The sequence below is a fragment of the Schaalia meyeri genome (assembly GCF_900105015.1).
Lineage (GTDB): Bacteria > Actinomycetota > Actinomycetes > Actinomycetales > Actinomycetaceae > Pauljensenia > Pauljensenia meyeri.
In genome coordinates, this window is sequence record NZ_FNLK01000005.1 from 418,175 (window position 1) to 440,734 (window position 22,560).

At 67.0% G+C, this 22,560-nt stretch carries 19 protein-coding genes, 4 tRNA genes and 1 pseudogene; 9 read left to right on the forward strand and 15 right to left on the reverse strand.

The window, feature by feature from the left end; genetic code table 11:
- Nucleotides 1-163 precede the first annotated feature (163 nt).
- A complete protein-coding gene (gene orn, locus BLT68_RS02660) occupies nt 164-811 on the reverse strand; it encodes an oligoribonuclease (protein WP_074632665.1) in 648 nt (215 codons plus the stop codon).
- Nucleotides 812-890: 79 nt separating this feature from the next.
- Between orn and ilvA the strand changes: the two are divergent.
- Nucleotides 891-2,178 (forward strand): annotated as a pseudogene (gene ilvA / locus BLT68_RS02665) (threonine ammonia-lyase IlvA).
- A gap of 112 nt (nt 2,179-2,290) precedes the next feature.
- Here the strand turns inward: ilvA and BLT68_RS02670 are convergent.
- The 3 genes from BLT68_RS02670 to rpmF all read right to left on the reverse strand — a co-directional run bounded on the left by BLT68_RS02670 (nt 2,291) and on the right by rpmF (nt 3,459).
- Nucleotides 2,291-2,722 (reverse strand): winged helix-turn-helix domain-containing protein, encoded by a 432-nt coding sequence (locus BLT68_RS02670; protein ID WP_050694890.1) that lies wholly within the window; start codon nt 2,720-2,722, stop codon nt 2,291-2,293.
- A 286-nt stretch (nt 2,723-3,008) separates the two neighbouring features.
- Nucleotides 3,009-3,084 (reverse strand) — tRNA-Arg (locus BLT68_RS02680).
- Nucleotides 3,085-3,288: 204 nt separating this feature from the next.
- Nucleotides 3,289-3,459: a 50S ribosomal protein L32 gene (gene rpmF, locus BLT68_RS02685; RefSeq protein ID WP_050694891.1), complete on the reverse strand. Its 171-nt coding sequence runs from the start codon at nt 3,457-3,459 to the stop codon at nt 3,289-3,291.
- Nucleotides 3,460-3,630: 171 nt separating this feature from the next.
- Here rpmF and BLT68_RS02690 point away from each other — a divergent pair, with 171 nt between their 5' ends.
- From BLT68_RS02690 to BLT68_RS02705, 4 genes are all read left to right on the forward strand, one after another.
- A complete protein-coding gene (locus BLT68_RS02690; RefSeq protein ID WP_070778203.1) occupies nt 3,631-4,287 on the forward strand; it encodes a YigZ family protein in 657 nt (218 codons plus the stop codon).
- A gap of 36 nt (nt 4,288-4,323) precedes the next feature.
- On the forward strand, nt 4,324-5,256 hold the full coding sequence (gene cysK, locus BLT68_RS02695; protein WP_050694892.1) for a cysteine synthase A: 933 nt from the start codon (nt 4,324-4,326) through the stop codon (nt 5,254-5,256).
- Between the two features lie 87 nt (nt 5,257-5,343).
- On the forward strand, nt 5,344-5,988 hold the full coding sequence (cysE, locus tag BLT68_RS02700; protein WP_050695783.1) for a serine O-acetyltransferase: 645 nt from the start codon (nt 5,344-5,346) through the stop codon (nt 5,986-5,988).
- Between the two features lie 74 nt (nt 5,989-6,062).
- Complete coding sequence (locus BLT68_RS02705; protein WP_050694893.1) at nt 6,063-6,554, forward strand: GNAT family N-acetyltransferase; 492 nt, start codon at nt 6,063-6,065, stop codon at nt 6,552-6,554.
- Between the two features lie 54 nt (nt 6,555-6,608).
- Here the strand turns inward: BLT68_RS02705 and BLT68_RS02710 are convergent, their stop codons facing one another.
- Together BLT68_RS02710 and BLT68_RS02715 are read right to left on the reverse strand one after the other, a co-directional pair.
- Nucleotides 6,609-7,646, reverse strand: a complete 1,038-nt coding sequence (locus BLT68_RS02710; protein WP_074632668.1) for an Fpg/Nei family DNA glycosylase — start codon at nt 7,644-7,646, stop codon at nt 6,609-6,611.
- Between the two features lie 6 nt (nt 7,647-7,652).
- Nucleotides 7,653-10,571, reverse strand: a complete 2,919-nt coding sequence (locus BLT68_RS02715) for a leucine--tRNA ligase (RefSeq protein ID WP_074632670.1) — start codon at nt 10,569-10,571, stop codon at nt 7,653-7,655.
- Between the two features lie 182 nt (nt 10,572-10,753).
- On the opposite strand from BLT68_RS02715, the gene BLT68_RS02720 reads away from it, so the two are divergent.
- On the forward strand, nt 10,754-11,200 hold the full coding sequence (locus BLT68_RS02720; protein WP_050694896.1) for an HIT family protein: 447 nt from the start codon (nt 10,754-10,756) through the stop codon (nt 11,198-11,200).
- A 112-nt stretch (nt 11,201-11,312) separates the two neighbouring features.
- Here BLT68_RS02720 and BLT68_RS02725 read toward each other — a convergent pair whose 3' ends face one another.
- On the reverse strand, nt 11,313-11,978 hold the full coding sequence (locus tag BLT68_RS02725; protein ID WP_070778200.1) for a metal-dependent transcriptional regulator: 666 nt from the start codon (nt 11,976-11,978) through the stop codon (nt 11,313-11,315).
- Between the two features lie 134 nt (nt 11,979-12,112).
- Here BLT68_RS02725 and BLT68_RS02730 point away from each other — a divergent pair.
- Nucleotides 12,113-12,185: transfer RNA gene (locus BLT68_RS02730), tRNA-Lys, on the forward strand.
- A gap of 34 nt (nt 12,186-12,219) precedes the next feature.
- Nucleotides 12,220-12,292, forward strand: a tRNA-Lys gene (locus tag BLT68_RS02735).
- Between the two features lie 319 nt (nt 12,293-12,611).
- On the opposite strand, the gene BLT68_RS02740 is transcribed toward BLT68_RS02735, so the two are convergent.
- The 8 genes from BLT68_RS02740 to BLT68_RS02775 form a co-directional block, all read right to left on the reverse strand.
- A complete protein-coding gene (locus BLT68_RS02740) occupies nt 12,612-14,303 on the reverse strand; it encodes a hypothetical protein (protein ID WP_074632672.1) in 1,692 nt (563 codons plus the stop codon).
- The gene (locus BLT68_RS02745) at nt 14,288-15,073 is read right to left on the reverse strand and encodes an ABC transporter ATP-binding protein (protein ID WP_074632674.1); all 786 of its coding nucleotides are present in this window, start codon (nt 15,071-15,073) and stop codon (nt 14,288-14,290) included. The genes BLT68_RS02740 and BLT68_RS02745 overlap by 16 nt, the downstream gene beginning before the upstream one ends.
- Nucleotides 15,074-15,215: 142 nt before the next feature.
- Nucleotides 15,216-15,689 (reverse strand): peroxiredoxin, encoded by a 474-nt coding sequence (locus tag BLT68_RS02750; RefSeq protein WP_050694900.1) that lies wholly within the window; start codon nt 15,687-15,689, stop codon nt 15,216-15,218.
- 52 nt (nt 15,690-15,741) lie between these two features.
- Nucleotides 15,742-15,822 (reverse strand) — tRNA-Leu (locus BLT68_RS02755).
- A gap of 143 nt (nt 15,823-15,965) precedes the next feature.
- Complete coding sequence (gene mnmA / locus BLT68_RS02760) at nt 15,966-17,057, reverse strand: tRNA 2-thiouridine(34) synthase MnmA (protein WP_074632675.1); 1,092 nt, start codon at nt 17,055-17,057, stop codon at nt 15,966-15,968.
- Between the two features lie 2 nt (nt 17,058-17,059).
- Nucleotides 17,060-18,268, reverse strand: coding sequence for a cysteine desulfurase family protein (locus BLT68_RS02765; protein ID WP_074632677.1), 1,209 nt, complete (start codon nt 18,266-18,268; stop codon nt 17,060-17,062).
- Complete coding sequence (locus BLT68_RS02770; RefSeq protein ID WP_074632679.1) at nt 18,265-19,242, reverse strand: electron transfer flavoprotein subunit alpha/FixB family protein; 978 nt, start codon at nt 19,240-19,242, stop codon at nt 18,265-18,267. Before BLT68_RS02770 ends, BLT68_RS02765 begins: the two co-directional genes overlap by 4 nt.
- Nucleotide 19,243: 1 nt before the next feature.
- Nucleotides 19,244-20,047, reverse strand: coding sequence for an electron transfer flavoprotein subunit beta/FixA family protein (locus BLT68_RS02775; RefSeq protein ID WP_070778193.1), 804 nt, complete (start codon nt 20,045-20,047; stop codon nt 19,244-19,246).
- Between the two features lie 187 nt (nt 20,048-20,234).
- On the opposite strand from BLT68_RS02775, the gene glgX reads away from it, so the two are divergent.
- On the forward strand, nt 20,235-22,523 hold the full coding sequence (gene glgX, locus BLT68_RS02780; RefSeq protein WP_074632680.1) for a glycogen debranching protein GlgX: 2,289 nt from the start codon (nt 20,235-20,237) through the stop codon (nt 22,521-22,523).
- Nucleotides 22,524-22,560 lie beyond the last annotated feature (37 nt).

Genomic DNA, 22,560 nt, shown 5'->3' on the forward strand with positions numbered 1-22,560 from the left:
CGTTGCGTCCTTTGCTCGGGTGTGGCCGGCACGGGCCGGATGCAACCAGCAAACACCGCGCGCCCCGGCGGCTTCAAACGATCGCTTATCCCCCTGTGGATACGCACGACACGACGCATGCCCCTGTGCATAGGCGGGACGGCGCCTCGTGGAAGAGAAAAGCCTAGGCCTGGGTGTCCTCGCCAAGCGATGCGATGCCCAGCGCGACGACCTCACGGGCGACCGCACGTGCTTTCTCGGTGGTGACGGGCTGCGCCGGGAAGAGCACGCGACGGTAGTATTCCAGCTCCTGGATGGACTCGAGGATATCCGCCAGCGCGCGGTGTCCCCCATTCTTGACGGGCGACTCGGCGAAAGCCGCACGGTACCACCGTTTAGCCAGCTCTTTAACGGAAGACACGTCGACCAAGCGATAGTGCAGGTGTTCAACCACGGAGGGCATGTTCGCCTCGAGGAACATCTTGTCGGTGCCCACGGAATTGCCCGCCAAGAGTGCTTTCCCCTGCTGCGGCACGAAACGCTTGATGTAGGACAGGACCCGATCGGTCGCTTCCTCCATGGACACCCCGGAGGTGGCCAGCTCATCGAGCAGCCCGGAGGCGGTGTGCATGTTGCGCACGAAGTCGCTCATGCCATCCAGTGCGGACGCGGGCGGCGTGATGAGCACGTCAATTCCGGGGTCCACAATCATCAGATCGCCGTCGGTGACCACGACGGACACTTCGATGAGGGCGTCGCGAGCGACGTCCAGGCCGGTCATTTCACAGTCAATCCAGACCAGGGGGTCTTTCAGAGTTTTCACGCCCTCCATTTTAGTGCGCTCCTGGATAGGGTCGCATGGGGCGCAGATGGTGGTCACACTACACTGGGAGGCGTCGGAAGGAGTTTTCATGCCCGCGAGCCCTCACGTGACGTCGCCAAGGGATATTCGTCAGGCGGCCGCGGCCCTGGAAGGGGGTGGCCGTTCATACGAACCTCGAGCGCTCGGAGCGCTTGTCTGCCGAGGCGGGCGTGGATGTCTTGCTCAAGCGTGAGGACCAGCAAAAGTGCCGCTCGTTCAAGGTACGAGGCGCCTATTCGCGCATGTTCCTGCTGTCCCCGTCTGAGCGTGAGCGCGGCGTCGTGTGCGCGTCCGCGGGCAACCACGCCCAGGGCGTGGCGTACGCGTGCGCTCACCTGGGCGTACGCGGCACCATTTATCTGCCGTCGAACACGCCCCGCCAGAAGCGCCGCCGGATCGCGACTATCGGTGGAGGTTGGGTCGAGCAGGTCATCGTGGATGGAACGTTTGATCGCGCGAATGCGCTCGCTCAGGAGGCGGCGCGCACGGCAAACCACACGTACGTTCACCCCTACGACGATCCTTTCACGATCGCCGGGCAGGGCACGATTGGCGTCGAGCTGGAGTCCCAGATGCCCCGCGACACGGCCGCGATTCTGGTCCCCGCGGGTGGCGGCGGCCTCGTGGCGGGCATAGCGACGTGGCTGCGTGCCAACCGGCCGGAGGTGACGATCATCGGCGTCGAGCCCGCGGGCGCCGCCTCGATGCGCGCGGCCTTCGAGGGCGGCGAGCCGGTCACGCTGGCCAGGGTCGATCCCTTCGTGGATGGCACGGCGGTGGGGCGCGCGGGGGCGCTGCCATTTCGTGTCGCCTCACGGTTTGTCGATTCCATCCTGGTTGTCCCCGAGGGCGCCGTGTGCACGGAGATGCTGGAGCTGTACCAGTCCGATGGGGTCATCGCGGAGCCAGCCGGGGCGCTCGCCTCGACCGCGGCGCACGTCTTTTTGACGGATCCCGCGGATCGTCATTCTCTCCTGGGACGCCCGGACGACGCGATCGTGTGCGTCGTGTCGGGCGGCAACAACGACCTAACGCGCTACGCGGAGGTCATGGAACGCTCGCTGCGTCACGAGGGGCTGCGCCACTACTTCCTGGTGACCTTCCCGCAGCAGCCGGGCATGCTACGCATGTTCCTGGAGGACGTGTTGGGGCCTGCGGACGACATCGTGCACTTCGAATACACGAAGAAGAACAACCGCGAGCTCGGTCCCGCGCTGGTGGGAATCGACCTGTCCAACCGGGACGACATCAACGGGTTGCGTCACCGCATGGAGTCCTCGCCTCTACACGTTGAGGAGCTGCCACTCGATTCGGAGATCACCCGGCTCGTGATATGACCGACGAGAGTCTTCCCAGGGGCCAGGCGCAGCACCAGTCCGACGCGAGCGGGTAGTGGTCTGGGTGCGCGTTGGCTGCGCCACGCGGTGATTGAGGGCGCCGCGTGGCGCGTCAGGCGGCGAGGGTAACGGGTCGGGTGAGGCGCACGCGGACCGCGGGCGTGGAGTTGAAACGGTAGCCTTCGCCGCGGACGGTGGAGATGACGTCGGGCAGGACTGAGAGCTTCTTGCGGAGGCGGCGGATGTGGGCGTCAACGGTGCGCGAGTTGGCCCCGAGTTCGCTTCCGGCCCAGACGGAGGCAAAGAGCTCCTCGCGGGTGACGGATCGGTCGGCGTTGGCTGCCAGGTGTGCCAGCAGGTCGTGTTCCTTAGCGGACAGGCCCGCGTCCTTTCCATCCAGGGTGACCTGGCCGAGGTCGAGGTCGATGTTGATGCGGGAGGAGCTCAGCCTTAAGTCGGCGAGGACATCGAGGAATTCCTTGTAGGTCGTGGGGGCGTCGTCGCTGGCACGGGCCAAGACAGTGGGGGTGTTGACGAGGGTCATGGGTGTATCCGATTCTTCGGGGCCGCATTCCCAGGATCAGCGTGGGCATATCACTGCGGCGGTGATTGACAGGGGTAAACGGGGTGCCAATCACATACACATTCGCGACATCATGCCGCCCGCGGGGCAGCACATGGGGTTCGCGAAGGTCGTCATGACACTAGTTTGTTCGTCGGAATCGCGGGCGGCAACACCATGTTCACACTCTGAGATTGTGTAACGGCGACCGTCTCGCGGATGCCGCTAAGATCGCCCACGAGGCGCAGGCGCGCCGCCTCGTTACCCGTGGCGCCCCCGACAGGACTCGAACCTGCAACCTCGGGATTAGAAGGCCCTTGCTCTATCCATTGAGCTACGGAGGCGTAGCGCTTGCGCGCCGTGTGTAAGACTAGCGGAGGTTCCCCGCGCTTTCCAACGGCGCCTCCGATGGGGGACGCGGAGCGCGGGAGGAACCGAATGGATGGGGCGCAGGCCTCCGCGATGGCTGGAAACCGGGTGTAAGGCCGCGGCGGCGGGCATGACAAAGGCCCGGGACGCTCGTCCCGGGCCCGTGCGTGGAAGTGAGGTCAGTCCTCGACGTCCAGGAGGCCGTTCTTGTAGGCCTTGGCCAGGCGGCGGGGCACGCGGATCTCACGGCCGGCGACCTTGACGGTGTTCAGCTCGGTAAGATCAGCCTTCCAGGTAGACCGGCGTGTGCGGGTGTTCGCACGGGACATCTTGCGCTTAGGAACTGCCATGTCTTACCGCTCCTCTTCTTTCTCGACGACTATTCTGGTGCGCCACGCGGGCGCACGGCGACAACCCGACCAGGCTACCACGGACCGCGGCTTTGGGCACATCGCGCGCCCGCACGGTCCTGCGATTCTGGTTACAGACCCACTGGAGGCGGCCTCACCTAGACTGATCGCATGTCCGTTCTTCGCACGCTGGCCACAGGCACTCTCCTGACCCACCAGATCGAGATCAAGCGTTCGCGTTTCATAACGACGCTGGCCAGGACGGATACACCCACTGAGGCGCGCGACGTGATCGATATGGTGAAAGCCGAACACCCGCAGGCTCGTCACAACTGCTCCGCCTACCTCATTGCCCCCCAAGATGCCGCGCCCCTCCAGCATTCCTCGGACGACGGTGAGCCCCCGGGCACCGCGGGAACACCGATGCTTGAAGCCCTGCGCGCCTCCAACACGTGGAATGCGACGGCCGTCGTCACGCGATACTTCGGGGGAATCCTGCTGGGCACAGGCGGCCTCGTGCGCGCGTATTCAACCTCCGTGTCGCAGGCCGTGGCCGCCGCCCCCATCGCCTACCTCGCAGACCGCGACGTTCTGCGAACTCAGCTGCGGCCGGGCGACGCCGGACGCATCGAGGCCGAGCTTCGCGGGAAGGGTGCCGCGATCTTGGATGCCCAGTGGTCGTCGACGGTCACCCTCACAATCGCAATCGCTCCGGCGCAACGCGAGGCCTTTGATGCGTGCCTGGCCCAGGCCTCGTCGGGCGAGAAACAATTTCGCTACGTGGAAACGCGCCGAATTGAACTGGACGAGGCCCCTCGCGCAGGCTAACAATCGTGGTTGCTAACGCTAATGGAAGGAGCTCTCATGGCACGCATCGCCTCTACCGTCGCCGACCTGATCGGCAAAACCCCTCTCGTCCGCATCCACCACGTCACCGGTGAAGGGGTCGACGTGGTCGCAAAGGTCGAGTCCTTCAACCCCGCGTCCTCCGTGAAGGACCGCATCGCCCGTTCGATCATCGACGCCGCGGAGGCGTCGGGAGCGCTGGGGCCCGGGGGCACTATTGTCGAGGCGACGTCCGGCAACACGGGTATCGCCCTGTCCATGGTGGGCGCAGCGCGCGGCTACAAGGTCGTCATCGTCATGCCCGCCTCCATGTCCATGGAGCGCCGATCAATCGTGCGGGCTTTCGGCGCCGAGCTCGTGCTGACAGACCCCAAAGGAGGAGTCCTGGCCGCGGTCGAGGAGGCGGAGCGCATCGCCTCCGAGCGTCCCGGCGCGATCATCGCCTCTCAGTTCACCAACCCCGCGAATCCCGCGGCGCACGTCGCACACACGGGCGAGGAAATCTGGGCGGACACTGACGGTCAGGTTGACGTCTTCGTCGCCGGCGTGGGTACGGGCGGCACCATCTCGGGCGTCGGCAAGGTCCTCAAGGAAAAGAACCCGAACATTCGTATCATCGCGGCCCAGCCCGCCGAGTCTCCCCTGCTGACCGGCGGTACTCCCGGCCCCCACGGCATGCAGGGCCTCATGCCTAACTTCGTGCCCGACACCTACGACGCCTCCGTCGTCGACGAGGTCATCTCCGTCGAGACCGCGCGGGCGCTGGAATTCGCTCGCCGCTCCGCCGCCGAAGAGGGGCTTCTCGTCGGCATCTCCTCGGGTGCCGCGCTTGCCGCAGTCGCCGCCGTCGCGGCCCGCCCCGAGATGGCCGGCAAGAAGATCGTGACGCTCCTGCCCGACACGGGTGAGCGTTACCTGTCGACCGCCCTCTTCGCCGACCTCGCGGAGTAATCAAACGGAATCCCCGCGGTGGCCCCGGGTGGAATATTCGGGGCCACCGCAGCGTTTTCGAACCAGTCGACCATCCAGGAGGATCCCGTGAAGCTCACCGTGCGCGCCCTGTCTCACGCCCTGCGGCGTGCCCTGCCCACGAGGGCGCTCGGCCTGTTTCGCGAAGACCTTGCGACTGCCCGCCGTCGTGACCCGGCGGCCACGTCCTGCCTGGAGATCGCGCTCACGTATCCGGGCGTTCACGCCCTGTGGACCCACCGCGTCTCGAACGCCCTGTGGCGGCGAGGCGCGCACACGCCCGCCCGCGTCCTGTCCTCCGCTGCCAGGGCGGTAACCGGGGTCGATATCCACCCGGAGGCGCAGATCGGCAGGCGGGTCTTTATCGACCACGCGACGGGCGTCGTCATCGGACAGACCGCCGAGGTGGGAGATGACGTCGTTATCTTCCACGGCGTCACGCTCGGCGGCGTGGCGATGACCCCCGGGAAGCGCCACCCCACCGTGGGCAACCACGTCATGATCGGCGCGGGCGCCAAGGTCCTGGGGCCCATCACCGTGGGAACCGGGGTCAAGATCGGCGCAAACGCCGTCGTCGTGAAGGACGTGCCCTGCGGAAACGTTGCGATCGGCGTTCCGGCACGCCTGCTGCCCAAGCCGCACAAGGACACGCGCGACCGCGACCTCATCGTCGACCCGAACCATTTCTTCGAGGAGCCTGCGCTCTACATCTGATCCGCCCGCGCACGCCGTCAGGAAACAGCTTCACGATCCGTGACAAAGTGAGCACCCTCACCTATAGTTGGTTTATGGAAGCTCGAACTCTACATGCCCCACTGGATGCGTTGTCAGCGGCGAATCGCCCCCAGGGTATCGAGATCGCCACGCTCACAACATTCGACATCCCCGCGCTCGCGGTGCTCACCCTCGAGGCCTACGGCGACGCCGTCACGCCCGAGGCCCTCATGGAAACTTCTGAGGAGCTCCGCCTCACCTTCGAGGGCGCCTTCGGCGCAACCACGGAGGATTCCTTCATCGGCGCGTGGGATGGGGGGACGCTCGTCGGCGCGATCCTCGTCGTACGCGAATCTCCCTGGGACGACGCGCCGGACGGTCCCTTCGTGGTGGACCTGATCGTCGCTCCCGACTACCGCAGGCGTGGCATCGCAACCACGCTCGTCGCGGAGGTCGCCTCCCGCTGCGCGTCCTGGGGCTTCGACAACCTCGCGCTGCGCCTCGATCCGCACCACGGCGGAGCAAACGAACTCTACTCGGTCCTCGGATTCGAGGAGATCGCGTAAGGACGCGCGGGCGCGCGCCCCTTGCCCGCGCGCCTCTCCCGGTGCCGCGCGCCCTCAGCGCTGGCAAGACGGGCACCAGAAAAGGCGCCGACTCTGCATGAGGGCCTCGCGGATCGGCGTCCCACACCGCAGGCACGGCCGATCCGTCCGGTGGTACACGTACCACCGCGAGGCTTCCTCGTCCCCCTCGATGGGCGGGTTCGGCGCCTCGTCGGGATCCATCGTGTCCAGCCGCCCCGCGGCCAGACCTCGGTTCATGAGGTCGCAGACGAGGACCCACAGGTCACGCAGGCGCTTAAGCGAGACGTTGGCGCCCTTCCGGTGCGGCGAAATGCCCGCCAGGAACAGCGCATCCGCACGGTATATGTTCCCTACCCCGGCGATGATGGACTGATCCATGACGATCTCGCCTATCGCGCGCCGCTTGGCGTGCGCCACCTGGGCGAAGCGTTCCATCGCGTCCGCGTCGGCGCGAGCCCCCGCGTCGAGGGGGTCTGGCCCGAGCTTCGCCTCGGCAACGCGGCGCTCCTCGTCGGTGACCAGCTCGCAGCGGTTGGGACCCACCAGGTCCGCGACGGCGTGGTCGTTAAAAAGGCGCAGCCGCACAGCTCCGACAGGCTCCGGGGGTTCCCACTCCCCCGCCCTCGCCTCGCCGAAGCCTGCGCCCCATCGGGTCTCCGAGTGGCCGTTCCACTGCCCGCGTGGGACGTTGGGAATGCGGCGGGCGACGCCGTGGCCCTCATCGACCACGGTTTCGTCGCCGTTGAAACGCCACCACCCGTACAGGCCCAGGTGGATGTGCACCCAGCGCTCGGGCCAGGGCGCGTCCTCCCCCAGGATGGGTTCCCCGCTGCCTGCCGCGGCTCCCTCCAGGAGGGCCACCCCGGCCTCGTACGTCTGGCCGGGAACCGGCGGGACGAAACCGATGAACATGTGTTTGCCGTGGACGCGCACCCTCTGCATCACCCAGCCGTCCAGGTGGGCCGCGGAGGACGCGAAGCGTCCCTGCGGGGACGAAGCCGAGACGGTGCCCCCGACGAAGAGCTCGTCGAGGGTACCGGCTAGGCGACGAATCGCATCGCCTTCAGGCATACATCCTCACTTCTTCACAACGACGTTGACCAGCTTCGGTGCGCGCACGATAACCTTCAGAGGCTCGGCGCCACCCAGCGCCTTGACGATGGGCGCCTCGGCCAGCGCGGCAGCGGTCAGATCGTCCTGCGAGATCGAAGGCGATACCTCGACGCGCGCCTTCACCTTGCCATTCACCTGGACGATAGCCGTAACCGTATCCTCGACCAGCAGCGAGGCGTCCTCGACCACCGGGAAGGGCTCGCGGGCCAGGGATTCCGGGTGGCCGAGCCTGCTCCACAGCTCCTCGCAGATGTGAGGGGCAACCGGGGCCAGCATGAGGATCAGCGGCTCGATGGCGCCTCGCGGCACAGTCTCCAGGCCGGTCAGGTGATTGTTCAAGACGATGAGCTTGGATAGCGCCGTGTTGATGCGCAGGTTCTCGTATTCCTCGGTGACCTCCGTGATCGTGCGGGCCACCAGGCGCCGCGTCCCGTCGTCGGCCCCCTCCTCGCTAACCGTGGGCTCGCCTGTCTGCTCGTCGACCGTGTTGCGCCACAGTCGCTGCAGGAAACGCTGCGAGCCGACCACCGCGCGGGTCTCCCACGGGCGCGACAGGTCCAGGGGGCCCATGCTCATCTCGTAAACGCGGAACACGTCCGCGCCGTAGGCGTCATACATCTCATCGGGCGTCACGATGTTCTTCAGCGATTTGCCCATCTTGCCGTACTCGCGGGCAACGGGTTCGCCGCGGTAGGTGAAGCCGCCTGCCTCGTCCCCCTCGACCTCATCGGCGGGCACGTACTGGCCGCGAGCGTCAGTGTAGGCGTAGGCCTGGACGTATCCCTGGTTGAAGAGCGTGTGATAGGGCTCGGAGTCGGGCACGTGGCCCAGGTCGAAGAGGACCTTCTGCCAGAAGCGCGCGTACAGCAGGTGCAAAACCGCGTGCTCCACGCCGCCCACGTACATGTCGGTGCCGCCGCTGGCCTTGCCCTCACGTGGGCCCATCCAGTACGCCAGGTTCTCCTCACCGGCGAAACGGTCGGTGTTCGTCGGGTCCGTATAGCGCATCTCGTACCAGCACGACCCCGCCCACTGCGGCATCGTGTTGGTTTCGCGGCGGTAACGCTTGGGGCCATCCCCCAGATCCAGGGTGACGTTCGCCCATTCCTCGGCGCGCCCCAGCGGCGCCTCGGGCTGTGAGGAGGCATCGTCGGCGTCGAAGGTGCGCGGGCTGTAGTCGCTGACCTCGGGCAGTTCGACGGGCAGCATCTCTTCGGGCAGCGCGTGTGCCACGCCGTCCTCGTCCCATACGATCGGGAAGGGTTCACCCCAGTAGCGCTGGCGGCTGAACAGCCAGTCGCGCAGGCGGTAGGTGACGGTGCCATACCCCAGCCCCTTCTCGGTCAGCCAGGCGATCATCGCGGCCTTGGCCTCGTCCTTTCCCAGGCCGTTGAGGTCAATCTCGCCGTTCGCCGAGTCCACGGCTACGCCGTCGCCCGTGTATGCGCAGACCTCAAGGTCGTGTCCGTACGGGTCGTCGGCCGGTCCGATCGTGCGCACGACGTCCAGGTCGTAGGCTCGGGCGAAGGCCCAGTCGCGGTCGTCGTGGGCGGGCACGGCCATGATGGCACCGGTGCCATAGCCCCACAGGACGTAGTCGGCGACAAAGATGGGCACCCGGCGTCCGTTGACGGGGTCGATGCCGAAGAGCCCAGTGAATACGCCGGTCTTGGCGCGCTCGTCGTCGGTTCGCTCGGCCTCAGATTTCGCCGAGGCCTGGGCACGGTAGGCGCTCACCGCGGCCTTCGGGGTAGCGGCACCGCCCGTCCACGCGGCCTTCGTTCCCTCGGGCCACGCCTCGGGCAGGGTGAGGGCGGCTTCGTCATTCGCGTCGCCGCCGAGGATCGGATGCTCGGGGGCCACGACCATGAAGGTCGCGCCGAAGAGGGTGTCGGGGCGCGTCGTGTAGACCTCCAGCTCGGACAGGGAGGCCCCCGCCTCGCGCACGCCGGGCACGTCGAAGCGGACCGTGGCGCCCTCGGATCGGCTGATCCAGTTGCGCTGCATCGCGCGCACCTTTTCCGGCCAGTCGATCGCCTCCAGGTCATCCTCGAGGCGCTTGCCGTAGGCGGTGATGCGCATCATCCACTGGCGCAACTTGCGCTGAAAGACGGGGTAGTTGCCGCGTTCGGAGCGCCCGTCCGCCGTGACTTCTTCGTTCGCCAGGACCGTGCCCAGGCCGGGGCACCAGTTCACGGGCGCCTCGGACACGTAGGCCAGCCGACGTGAGTCGACCTCGGCGGCACGCTCCTTCTTCGACAGCTCCGCCCACGGGCGACCGTCGTGTGTTTTCACGCGCCCGTCGGCCAGTTGCTCCTCCAGTTCGGCGATGGGCCGCGCGGCGCCCATCGACCCGTCCGGGGCCGTGGCGGCGGGGTCGAACCACGAGTTGAAGATCTGCAGGAAGATCCACTGCGTCCAGTGCACGTACTGGATGTCGGTCGTCGCGAGCGAGCGGCGAGAGTCATGAGACAGACCCATACGGCGCAGCTGACGGCGCATGTTCGCGATGTTCTGGTTCGTGGTGACCGCCGGGTGTTGGCCGGTCTGCACGGCGTATTGTTCGGCCGGCAACCCGAAGGCGTCGTAGCCCATCGTGTATAGGACGTTGTCGCCCAACATGCGGCGGAAGCGCGCCAGCGTGTCCGTCGCGATGTAGCCCAGCGGGTGCCCCACGTGCAGTCCCTTGCCCGACGGGTAGGGGAACATATCGAGAATGAAGTAGGGGTCGCGGGACGCCAGGGGTCCGGCCAGCGAGCCGGTCGGATTATCCGCGTGGAACGTGCCCAGCTCCTCCCAACGGTCCTGCCACTTCGTCTCGATCTGACCGGCGAGCTCGGCGGTGTAGCGCTGGGCCGGGGCACCGTGCGGATTTTCGCTCATCTGTGCGTTCCTCTGCTTGGATGGGTCACGTAACATTGCTCCCAACAAGGGTAATTCACCGCCGCCCGAGCCGCTTCGCGCGCCCGCCTGCCGCTGCGCGCGAATAGGTGTGGAGCCCGCCATCGTTCACGTCATACCGCCAACGGCTACCGCAGCGCACCCGGATAGGTGACAATAGTCGCATGAGCACAGTCTTTGAAAACATCATCTCGGGCGCCTGGGCGGGACGCTTCGTGTGGGCTGACGACCTGTGCGTCGCTTTCGCAACGATCGAACCTACCTCACCCGGGCATGTCCTCGTCGTGCCCCGCACCCCCTACGAGGCGTGGACGGACGCCCCCGCCGATGTGGCCGCCCACCTCATGACGGTGGCCCGCACGATCGGCCTCGCCCAGAAAGCGGCCTTCGACGTCCCGCGCGCCGGCCTGGCCATCGCTGGTTTCGAGGTCCCCCACACGCACCTGCACGTCATCCCTCTGCGCGACGAGACGGACCTCGCCCTGTCCAAGGCCGCTCCCGCATCCGATGAGGAGCTCGATTCCACGATGACGGCCCTGCGCGGCGCTCTTTGCGCGGCCGGGCACACCGCTCACGTGCCGACCGACATGAGCTCCGCGGCGCTCGCCTGACCCTCATCACGCCACGCCGCGACCTCCCGGGGTTCTCCCAGCTCGACCACGGAAGTCAGGGGTCGGGGCGGCCAGCCTCGTTTCCGGTCGGTCGTGCCAGTGGCCCACCGTGTCAGTCGCGCACGATAATTTCCGAGGCCTGGGAAGGCTCCAAGCGCACCGTCTGTCCGTCGCTGAGGGCGACCGTGATCTCCAGGCCGCTTGCGACGACACTCACGCGCGCTCCGAGGATCAGTCCCGACCGTTCCCAGGCGCGCAACGCACACGGGTCACGGTCCGGCAGGCGCTCAATCTCCCCGCCACTTCCGACGGGGAGGGAGGCCAGGGGCACACCGGGCACGCTCTCGCTCGACCCGTCGGCGCGCGGAATCGGATCCCCGTGCGGGTCGCGCGTTGGATAGCCGAGCACCCGGTCTAGACGGTCGAGCAGGCGCTGCGAGACCGCGTGTTCGAGGATCTCCGCTTCCTCGTGCACTTCATCCCACGAGAAACCGAGCGCCTCGTGGAGATACGTCTCCAGCAGCCTGTGGCGTCGAACCATTCCGAGCGCAACCGTTCGCCCCTGCTCGGTCAGCCGCACGCGCCCGTAGCGCTCATGAACCACCATGCCCCGACGCGTCAGGCGCTGCACGTTCTCCGTCGCCGTCGACGGAACAACGCCCATGTGTTTGGCTATGTCCTTCGGTTTGACGCCGTCGCGTCCGGCTTCCTCCGCGCTCCACACGAGTTTCAAGATGTCCTCGGCGACCGCGGAATGCGCGCTCGATGCTTCCGCCATGGCAGCCCCTTCCGTCTCCAGTCTCATTGTAGGCCCGGGCCCTCCCCCGCCTGCGACATATGACACGAGCAGGGACGGTGACTTGCAGACAAGCCCCCACCCATGTACATTTATCTCTTGGTTGCAAAACCCCCGCGTCATTAGCTCAATTGGCAGAGCAGCTGACTCTTAATCAGCGGGTTGAGGGTTCAAGTCCCCCATGACGCACAGCTTTCCCGGCCCGACGGCCGGCGAAAGTCCCGCGTCATTAGCTCAATTGGCAGAGCAGCTGACTCTTAATCAGCGGGTTGAGGGTTCAAGTCCCCCATGACGCACAGCGAATAACCGGCGGCTCGTGGGTCGCCGGTTTTTTACTGTGGTGCCCCCGCGGCTTTGATGCCCCGTCCCTACCACGCACAATACCCGGGGAGCCCCACACCCACGTTTTGTGATAGCCCACCAATCGCACGCGAACCCGCCAGGTTGCACGCTGGCCCCCTTGGCCACGCGTGGGCGGGGCCGCTCACGCGCATCTCAGCGCGTTAACGCGCGCCCCAGCCAGGGGACTAACGCGAGCGGGGCAATAGCAGCTCGCACGCCAGGCCGGGGCGCCCTCTCGAGCGACCCGGCCTGACCCGTTCGGACCGGCACCGCTTAGTGCCCCGGCCAGCTGCGGATCGTCGTAAGCGCAGCCACGCAATAGCGGTCCCATGTGCGGCCGCCGATGCGCACTGCCGTTTCTAGGACGACGACAGACCACGCGAGGGCGACGATGAAGGCCACCCACTGCGGGACGACGCCAAAGCTCGCCAGGACCAGCAGCACGTAAGAGGGAAGCTGCAGCACCGCGGTGCCGACAAAACCGATGAGCTGCAGCAACATCGTCATCAGGAACGACCCCGTGCCCTTGGTCGCCAGGGGCGACGTACCCGGAGGCTGAACCGGGTAGACCCAGCGCGCGTTCACGACCAGAGTCGTGGCGGCCGCCCCGGAGAAGAACACGATACCCATCACCTGGTGGTACACAAAGTCAGCGGCGCTCGCGTGTACCACCGTGTCGTGGATCAGGTAGCCGACAACCTGGGGAAGCAGGACCGGCAGGGAACCAACGAGGCGGCCCCGACGTTCCTCGCACCCGCTCATGCCCGATGAAACGACGATCCAGGCGCCCGTTGAGTCGTACTGCATGAGCGAGCCGGTGGCCAGGCCAGTCGTGATCGGCACCAGATACAAGAAGACACCCGAGAACACCATGGTCTGTCCGCCGATGTCGATTCGTCCCATGAGGATCGCCATGATCGGGAAAAGAAGGGCGAGAACGAGGTTCATGTTCAGGCGCGGGTCCACGATCCAGTAGCGCAGGGTGCGTGCTGCGAGCGACGCGCTGCGGGGGCCGAGGCCGAGCCGGGTGAACCAATCGACGCTGTGCAGCCCCGCGGAGCGGGCTTGTGCGACGCGCTGAGTGCGCTGGGCAACGTCGATGGAGTCATCGATCAGGTGACGTCCCTCGTCCATGGCTCGCTGTGCGTCGGCCGAGATGTGACCGGCGTACCCGGTCATGACGGGGCCCAGGACCGTCAGCCACGCGCGCCATCCCAGGTAAGCGGTGACGACGCTAATGGCTGCGCGGATCGCTGCCTCCACCCAGACTCCCTCGACGAGGGAAGCGACGACGCCGAAGGGGGCACCGAAGGGGGTCCACAGGGCGATCACCACCCCGGCCTCGAAAGTGTCGAACGAGAAGTTGTGGGCAAGGACGCTGAGCCAGTAGCCCATCGGCGTGAGGACCACCATGAAGACGGTGACGCCGATGAGCGTGATCAGGTCTTTCTTACCCGAGGTGTTAAGTCGCACGGCGAACCATGTTCCGGCCGCGCGAGCCCACAGGACCGCGATGCCGAGGGTCACGACGGAAGCGACCAGCCAGCCGAGGGCCTCAACCCACTGCGCGCGCCACAGGGCGAACCAGGTGGGCAGGAAGAGCAGGACAGCGGAGACGACGCCTCCCGGGCCGACGGCGGTCGCCACCCCCAGGGCCGCTGCCAATCGTTTGCTCGGTCCGACGTAGGGCGAGAGGCGCACCGGGTCCACCGAGTTATCCATCGACGCAAACAGAATCGGGAACACGAGCCACGCGGCGGCGACGAGAGGGCCGACGAAGGCGAAGAGCGGAGCCATGCTCGCTGCCTCGTCTGAGCGCGCCAGGAAGGCGACACCCGCAAAGGCGCTCACCCCCAAGAAGGCCATATAGAGCGTCCCAATGATCGACAGGACGAGGATGGCGGTCTGGCGACGGATCGTGTTCCAGATGAGCTGGAACTTCAGGCGGATCAGCTGCCCAACCACGACAGGCCCTCCTCCTCGTGAACGCCACCAACCAGGGAGGTGAAGCGTTCGCCCAAGTCTTTGCCCTGCGCGACCTCGTCGGTCGTTCCCGCCACAAGCACCCGCCCCTTGTCGATGATCGCGACGTGGGTGCACAGCTGCTGAACGGTGGCCATGACGTGGGAGGACAGAATCACGGTCCCGCCGCGCTTCGTGTACTCCGTGAGGATCTGGCGAATATTCGTGGCGGAGACGGGGTCCACCGCCTCGAAGGGTTCGTCTAGGACGAGGATGCGCGGAGAGTGAATGAGTGCGGCGGCCAGCGCGATCTTCTTTGTCATGCCGGCCGAGTAGTCGGCGATGAGTTTCTTCCCGGCCTCGGTCAGATCCAGGGCGGCCAGCAGCTCCTGGGAGCGCACTCGAGCCGTGTCCGCGTCCAGGCCGCGGAGCATGGCGACGTGAACGAGGAAGTCGGGACCGGAGAGTCGGTCGAGCAGGCGCATCCCGTCGGGCATGACACCGAGAAGGGAGCGGGCCCGATTGACGTCTTTCCACACGTCAACCCCGTGCACGAGCGCTGTGCCGCGATCGGGGGTAAGCAGGCCGGTGACCATGGTCAGGGTCGTGGTCTTGCCCGCGCCGTTAGGGCCGACGATCCCGTAGAAAGAGCCGGTGGGGATATCGAGCGAGAGGTCGGCGACGGCGATGAGGTTGCCGTAGATCTTGACGAGGCCTCGGATCGCCAGGGCGATATCGTCCCCAACGGGAGCGGCGGACGGTGATTCGGACACGAGATACTCCTTCGCTGATCGAAATACCTCTGAAATCTTACGGGGAAAACTTCGGCGTCCATAAGGAATTCTCGGGGAACGGACACCAACCCCTGATCCGCTCAGGCTGCGTGGCGCCGCGTCTAGAGGCCACGAAATACCGTTAGTCGATGCCCAGCTCCCGACGCAGGCGCTGGACGTGGCCGGTCGCCTTCACGTTGTACTGGGCCAGGGCAACCGTGCCGTCCGGCGCCACGACAACGGTCGATCGAATGATGCCGACGTAGGTGTACCCGTAGTTTTTCTTCTCTCCCCACGCGCCGTAGGCCTCGAGAACACGATGCTCGGGGTCGGAGGCCAGCGGGAAGGTCAGGGAGCGCTTCTCAGCGAAGCGCGTCAGGGCGACCATAGAATCGGCGGACACGCCGATGACCGAGTAGCCAGCGGCCTGCAGGGAGGCCAGGGAGTCGCGGAAGTCGCAAGCCTGCTTCGTGCAGCCGGGGGTCGATGCCTTCGGGTAGAAATAGATGATGACGCCACGCGAGGATGACGCTAGTTCACGGGACAGGGTGACCGTCCCCTGCGTGGTTTCGAGAGTGAAATCTGGGGCCTTCTGGCCGATCTGCACAGCGCTCATGCAAGCCAGTCTATCGGGGCACCCTCACCCGGTGCGACCGGGGTGGAGCCGGTGCGCGAGATGGGACTCGAACCCACACGTCATAGACACTGGAACCTAAATCCAGCGCGTCTGCCAATTCCGCCACTCGCGCGCGCCCCTAAGTGTAACCGATGGGTGCGGCCGCGTCGCCGTACCTCCGGTGAACGGATCGCTCGGGACATGGAGCACCGCGCGCCCGGTGAACAGGGCACCTGGGGCGTGGATCGACGCCCCCTGGGGGGTGCCAAGCGCCCCTCAGCGATCGGCGCGCTCGATCGTGCCCTCGCCCAGCACGCGACTTCCCCGATAGACAACCATGGACTGCCCACGGGCGACGCCGCGCGCGCTGCCCTCGAGGGTGACGCTGATCGTAGCGGCGTCCTCGTCGCGGGTCAGGGCTGCAACGGGGATGGGCGCGCCGTGTGCGCGCAGCTGGACGAACAGATCCGCCGTCTTTACACCGTCGTCGTCGGCGGCGAGCCACACTGCATCGGTCGCACGTATTCGCGAGATAGACAGCAGCTCGGAGGCGCCTACGACCACCTGGTTCGTCTCGGGCCTGGTCTGAAGCACGTATCGGGGGCGCCCGTCGGGCGCGGGTTCCCCGATCCGCAGGCCCTTGCGCTGGCCGACCGTGTAGTTCCAGTAGCCGCCGTGGTGGCCGAGGACCTGCCCGTCGGGCGTGACAATCTCGCCCTCAGCGGACCCCAGGTGGGCGCGCAGGAACCCCTGGGTGTCCCCGTCGGGGATGAAGCAAATGTCGTAGGAGTCGGGCTTGTTGGACACGCCCAGGCCCAGGCGCTCGGCCTCGGAACGCACCCATGCCTTGGAGGGGGCATCCCCGAGGGGCAAGACGACGCGACCGAGCTCGTCCGAGCCCATGACGGCCAGCACGTAAGACTGGTCCTTCAAGTTATCGGTACCCCGGTGCAGCTCGGGTCCGCTCTCCCCCTCCACGATGGCCGCGTAGTGCCCGGTGCACACCGCGTCGAAACCGAGGGCCCGCGCCCGGCTCGCCAGCTCGCGAAACTTCACGAACTCGTTGCAGCGCACGCATGGGTTGGGGGTGCGGCCGGCGCGGTACTGGGCGATAAAGTCGGTGATGACGGTCTGCTCGAACTCCTCGGCCAGGTCCCACACGTAAAAGGGGACGCCGATGATCTGCGCGGCGCGCGCCGCGTCCGTCGCGTCCTCGACCGAACAGCAGCCGCGCGACCCGATCCGACACTCCTGAGGCTGGGAGGACAGGGCCATGTGAACGCCAACTACGTCGTGACCGGCCTCGACGGCCTTTGCGGCGGCGACGGCGGAATCGACGCCGCCGGAGAGCGCTGCCAGAACGCGCATGCTTAGCCCTCCTCGTTTCGCTCGTTGCGCACGCGGGTGACCCCGTCCAGGGCCGCGCCCGCCCGGATCGCCGCGGGCAGGGCCGACAGAAAGGCGTCAATGTCGGCGCGCGTCGTGTCATGTCCGAGCGAGACGCGCAGGACGCCCAGAGCAGAATCCTCGCTGTGCCCCATGGCCATCATGATGGCAGAGGGCCGGGTGACGCCCGCGTGACACGCCGATCCCGCGGACACCGCGATTCCGGCCATGTCGAAGGCCATGAGGACGGCCTCGGGGCGGGCGGTCGGCAGGGACAGGTGGATGATTGCACTGGACGAGGCCAAAGCCCCCACCGTCGGCTCAACGCCGTGGGGCAAATGGTTCAGCAGGTGCGCCCGCAGGTCGCGGGACCGTCGCGCGAAGGCTGCGCGCTCGGCGACAACTTCGGTGAGCGCCGCCGCGAGGGCGCATGCCCCCGCCACGTCGGGGGTGCCCGACCGAATCGAACGCTCGTGGCCGCCGCCCGGCCTGTCGGTGACCATCGGTATGCCGCGCTTGGCCAGCAGAACGCCGATTCCGACGGGTGCACCGACTTTGTGGCCACCGACGCTCATGAGGTCCACGCCCAATCGGGCAAATGACACGTCCATCGTGGCCACGGCCTGCGCCGCATCGCTGTGCGTCAGCCCGCCGGCCGTGCGCACACGCGAGGCGAAGCCCTCAACGGGCTGGATCGTGCCGATTTCGGAGGAGACGAGGGTCATGGAACCGAGCGCCAGGCGCCCGCCGAATAGCGGCTGATAATCGCCGTGATCGGTTGCGTCCGGCAGGACGCTGATCCCCTCCCGGTTAACGCCGAGCTCGATCCAGCTAAAGGACTCGCGCTGCGCGACCTCGCGCTGGTGGGCGACGGCGTCGTGTTCGACGCTGGAGACCGCGATGAGGTTGCGCCGCGCATCGCGAGAACGCATCCCGCGGGCGCCGGCCATGATCCCCAGCGCGTCCGACTCGGTGGCGCCCGAAGTAAAGATGACCTCGTGAATATCGGCGCCCAGGGCGTCTCCGACTTCCTCACGGGCGTCTTCAAGCATGCGACGGGTCCGCCGCCCCCCAAAGTGGAGGGCGGCGGGGTTGCCGGGAGAGGCGGCCAGGTCGCGCTGTGCACGAGTCCACGCCTCGAGGGCGCACGCGCGCAACGGGGTCGTGGCCGCGTGATCGAGGTAGACGCTCACGCCTGGGCGCGCGCCTCCTCGATCGCGGCCAGCGCAGCGGGCACGACCTTCGCGACGTCTCCGACCACGCCGAAGTCCGCGATGTCGAAGATCGGTGCGTCCGGGTCGTCGCACACGGCCACGATGTGGGCGGCGGACTGCATGCCCACCGTATGGTGGATGGCCCCGGACACGCCCAGGCCGATGTACAGGTTCGGGGTCAGCGTCAATCCGGTCTGGCCGATCTGTTCGCCGCGCGGCGCCCAACCCTCGTCGCACGCGACGCGGGTAGCCCCAACGGCGCCGCCGAGGGCGCTGGCCAGAGAACGGACCAGCTCGAAGTCGCCGTCCACGCCGCGCCCGCCACAAACGACGGTCGACGCGTCCTGAAGAGACACGCCATCGGCGTCGTCCGGCACACAGGACACGACCTCAATCGAGGAGGCCTCCGCGCTTAGCGGGACGGGCAGCTCCTGCGGGGTCAGGGCGACGGGCGAGGGAACCACGGCCTCGTCGATGACGCCCGAGGAGACACCCACGATCGGGGTTATCCCGTCGAGGACGACGCGCATCGACCAGGAACCCCCCAGGGCGGTCTTGCCGACCTGCAGGATCCCGCCGTCGAAGGAGACGGACGACGCGCCGGAGACCACGCCGGCCTCGGTGATCGCGCCGACACGACCGGCGATCTCACGGCCCCGGTAATCCGAACCCAGCAGCACCAGGCCAAAGGAGTCGGTCTCCAGGGCGGCGATAATCGCGTCGGAGGCGACGACCGAGGAACGCGCCGCATCACCCATGCACGCGTGCAGCACGCGGGTCGCACCCAGCTCGGACAGGGAGCGCTTGTCGGGCGCGGCCGCGACGGACAGGGCGACGACGTCGCCAGACGTCAGGGAAGCGGCCAGGGTGACCGCCTGGCGAGCCAGGGGCGTCAGGCGGTCACCCGCCTGATCGGCCAGGACCAGGATGGGGGAGGTCATCTGCTGTGTCATGTCACTTCACCACCGTGAGAATGTAGTCGGCCAGCGCGCGCCCGCCTTCGCCGGAGTCCTGAATGATCGTGCCGGAGCCATCGCGCGTGTTCTCTTCGCCGTGGGTGACGGCGGTCAGCGCGCGGCGCAGCGTCAGCGCCTGTCCGCCAGGAACCTCCACGAGGTCGTCGATCCCCCACTGCTCCATCGGCTTCTTTCGGGCGGCCTTCATGGCGGCGAAAGCCGGATAGCGGGGCTCGTTGATCTGGTCGGTGACGGAGACAACAGCGGGCAGGGGTGCGCGCAGCGTCTCTGTGTAGCCGTCCACGGCGCGCTCGATCGTGACGGTGCCGTCTTGAATGCGCAGGGTGCGCGCCAGCCCCAGCATCGGCAGGTGGGCTTTGGCTGCGAGGGCCGCGGGCAGCATGGAGGTCATCGCATCCAGCGAGGCCATGCCGGTGATCACCAGATCGATAGGCCCGTCTTCGTCAGCAATCTTGGCAATCGCGACGGAAAGCACGGAGGCCGTCGTGATGACGTCGGATCCCTCAAGGAAATCATCGGAGACCAGGTAGGCGCGGTCGGCACCCATCTGCAGGGCGCGCATGAGCGCATCCTCGGCGTCCTCGGGCCCCATCGTCAGGGCGATGACCTCGGCCTCGCGCCCCGCTTCCTCTTCCGCTTCCTTCAAGCCGACGGCGGCCTCGACAGCGTTCTCGTCCAGCTCGTTCAAAACATCGTCCTCACCGCGCACCAGGCGGCCGCCCTCAAAGCGGCGTTCGGACTGCACATCCGGGACATGCTTCACACACACGACAATTCTCATGCCTTCTAGCGTGCCACATTCCGCGCCCCGCGCCCATATGAGGGTTCCCTCACCGGCCCGTTCCGCCCGTCACGGATGCGCGGCCCCCTCCGATCCGCCCACCCAGTTAACGGTCACGTATGATGGGGGCGCCTGTGCCCATCAGGCTAGGGCACGGCCAGTCGTTCGTCAGGAGGAGGCACGTTTTATGTCCGAGCGCTCAGGCTCGTCCCGCGTCCCCACCGTGCGCGTCACCGCACCCAATCCGGTGCCCACCCGCCTGGGCGTCTACCCATCGGGGGACGGGCTTGACGTCGCCGTGGTCGCGCGGGAGGCCCACGGCGTGGACATGTGCATCTTCGACCAGGCGGGGGCTGAGACGCGTTTTTCTCTGCTCGGCCCGCACGCGGGCGTGTGGCACGGGCATATCCCCGGCTTCGGTCCGGGTACTCGCTACGGATTCCGCGCGCACGGGCCGTGGGACCCGGACGGCGGCTTGTTCTTTAACTCCCACAAGCTGCTGCTGGATCCGTACGGCAGAGGCCTCGAGGGGGTCGTGGACCTCAGGCCCGCGGTGTACGCACACTGCGTGGACGAGGAACTGTACCCCTTGGAGTACCCGATGCGCCGCTCCCCCCTCGACTCGGCCCCGCACATGCCGCGCTCGGTCGTCGTCGATCCGTCCTTCCCCATCGCGCCCAATCCTCGCACGCCGTGGGAGACGACGGTCATCTACGAAATCCACGTTAAGGGTTTCACCAAGAACATGCCCGGCGTGCCCCCCCAGCTGCGCGGCACCTACGCCGGCCTGGCCCACCCGGCCTCCGTGTCCTACCTCAAGGACCTGGGCATCACGGCCGTCGAGCTGCTGCCCGTGCACGCCAAGTGCGATGAGCCCTTCCTCACGGAACGAGGCCTGACGAACTACTGGGGATACTCCACCCTGTCCTTCTTCGCCCCGGAGCCCTCCTACGCGACCGCCGACTCGCGCGCCCGCGGCGCGCAGGCCATAGTTGACGAGTTCCGCGGCATGGTGTCCCTGCTGCATCAGGCCGGCATCGAGGTCATTCTGGACGTCGTCTACAACCACACCTGCGAGGGCGGTGACGCGGGGCCCTCCCTGTCGTGGCGCGGCCTGGACTCCGACATGTACTACCGCCACACGTCCACGCGACCGGTGCAGACCATCGACGTGACCGGCACGGGCAACACGGTGAACGTGGATCACCCGAAGACCATCCAGATGGTGCTGGACTCCCTGCGCTACTGGGCCCGCGACATGGGTGTGGACGGCTTCCGTTTCGACCTGGCCGCCACGCTGGGGCGTTTCGCGACCGGCTTCAGCCCCATGCATCCACTCCTCATCGCCATGGCCACCGACGACGTGCTGGCCCATGCGAAACTGATCGCAGAGCCGTGGGACGTGGGTCCCGGCGGCTGGCAGACGGGCAATTTCCCCGTGCCCTTCTCTGAGTGGAACGACCACTACCGGGGTGCCCTGCGTAACTTCTGGCTCGCGGACGTGCGCGCCCAGGCCTCGGGACACGTCGTTTCGGGCCCCAACGATCTGGCGACCCGCTTGTCAGGCTCCCAGGATGTTTTCGAGCACGGGCTCGGGCGTCTTCGGGGGCCGCGCGCCTCCGTCAACTTCGTGACCGCCCACGACGGCTTCACGCTGGCGGATCTGAGCGCCTACGACCATAAGCACAACACGGCGAACCTGGAAAACAATCGCGACGGGTCCAACGACAATCGCTCGTGGAACCACGGCGTCGAAGGAACGCTGGCGTCAAATGGCACTCCCCCGAACGCGCTCACGCCCTATGCGATCCTCTCGGACATGACGATCGCCGACCTGCGCGCCCGCTCCCAACGCAACATCCTGGCCACGATGTTCGTCTCCTCTGGCACGCCGATGTTGCTGGGTGGCGACGAATTCGGGCGCACCCAGTACGGCAACAACAACGCCTACTGTCAGGACGACCCGATTTCGTGGATCGACTGGGACCTGGCCGAGGGGCAGCAGGCACAGATCGACGCCGTGTCCTGGCTGATCGCTCTGCGCAAGGCCCACCCGGTGCTGCGACCCGACCGTTTCGCCACGGGTCAGCCTTTCGGCGGGGACACGATCCCCGACCTCTCGTGGTACACGGCCCAGGGCACGCCAATGCCGGACTACGGGTGGACGGACTCTCGTCACCGAACGTTCCAGATGCTGCGCTCGGGCCTGAAGTGGGGAGACCGCGACGCCTTGATCATCATTAACGCGAACCTGGACGACGCGGAGGTGACACTCCCGGCGGGCCACGACCTGGATTGGTTGATCGCCTATTCAACCGTGTGGGATTCCCCCGCGCAGGGGGGCGTCGGTTCCTCGCGCAACCCGGGCGAGCTCTCACTCGAGGTTGAGCACGTCACCCCACGCTCCACGCTCACAGTCGAGGCGCTCTCCGTGTCCATCCTGCTCTCGGATGTCTCCTTCCGGCCAGAGAACTGATCGCCCGCACCCCACCGTTTCGCTTTCGCCCCACTCA

What these genes read in the sequence shown, in the direction of transcription:
- orn (WP_074632665.1), bottom strand. Translation starts at nt 811, where the DNA reads ATGGAGGGCGTGAAAACTCTGAAAGACCCCCTGGTCTGGATTGACTGT.
- BLT68_RS02670 (WP_050694890.1), bottom strand. Translation starts at nt 2,722, where the DNA reads ATGACCCTCGTCAACACCCCCACTGTCTTGGCCCGTGCCAGCGACGAC.
- rpmF (WP_050694891.1), bottom strand. Translation starts at nt 3,459, where the DNA reads ATGGCAGTTCCTAAGCGCAAGATGTCCCGTGCGAACACCCGCACACGC.
- BLT68_RS02690 (WP_070778203.1), top strand. Translation starts at nt 3,631, where the DNA reads ATGTCCGTTCTTCGCACGCTGGCCACAGGCACTCTCCTGACCCACCAG.
- cysK (WP_050694892.1), top strand. Translation starts at nt 4,324, where the DNA reads ATGGCACGCATCGCCTCTACCGTCGCCGACCTGATCGGCAAAACCCCT.
- BLT68_RS02705 (WP_050694893.1), top strand. Translation starts at nt 6,063, where the DNA reads ATGGAAGCTCGAACTCTACATGCCCCACTGGATGCGTTGTCAGCGGCG.
- BLT68_RS02710 (WP_074632668.1), bottom strand. Translation starts at nt 7,646, where the DNA reads ATGCCTGAAGGCGATGCGATTCGTCGCCTAGCCGGTACCCTCGACGAG.
- BLT68_RS02715 (WP_074632670.1), bottom strand. Translation starts at nt 10,571, where the DNA reads ATGAGCGAAAATCCGCACGGTGCCCCGGCCCAGCGCTACACCGCCGAG.
- BLT68_RS02720 (WP_050694896.1), top strand. Translation starts at nt 10,754, where the DNA reads ATGAGCACAGTCTTTGAAAACATCATCTCGGGCGCCTGGGCGGGACGC.
- BLT68_RS02725 (WP_070778200.1), bottom strand. Translation starts at nt 11,978, where the DNA reads ATGGCGGAAGCATCGAGCGCGCATTCCGCGGTCGCCGAGGACATCTTG.
- BLT68_RS02750 (WP_050694900.1), bottom strand. Translation starts at nt 15,689, where the DNA reads ATGAGCGCTGTGCAGATCGGCCAGAAGGCCCCAGATTTCACTCTCGAA.
- mnmA (WP_074632675.1), bottom strand. Translation starts at nt 17,057, where the DNA reads ATGCGCGTTCTGGCAGCGCTCTCCGGCGGCGTCGATTCCGCCGTCGCC.
- BLT68_RS02770 (WP_074632679.1), bottom strand. Translation starts at nt 19,242, where the DNA reads ATGACACAGCAGATGACCTCCCCCATCCTGGTCCTGGCCGATCAGGCG.
- BLT68_RS02775 (WP_070778193.1), bottom strand. Translation starts at nt 20,047, where the DNA reads ATGAGAATTGTCGTGTGTGTGAAGCATGTCCCGGATGTGCAGTCCGAA.
- glgX (WP_074632680.1), top strand. Translation starts at nt 20,235, where the DNA reads ATGTCCGAGCGCTCAGGCTCGTCCCGCGTCCCCACCGTGCGCGTCACC.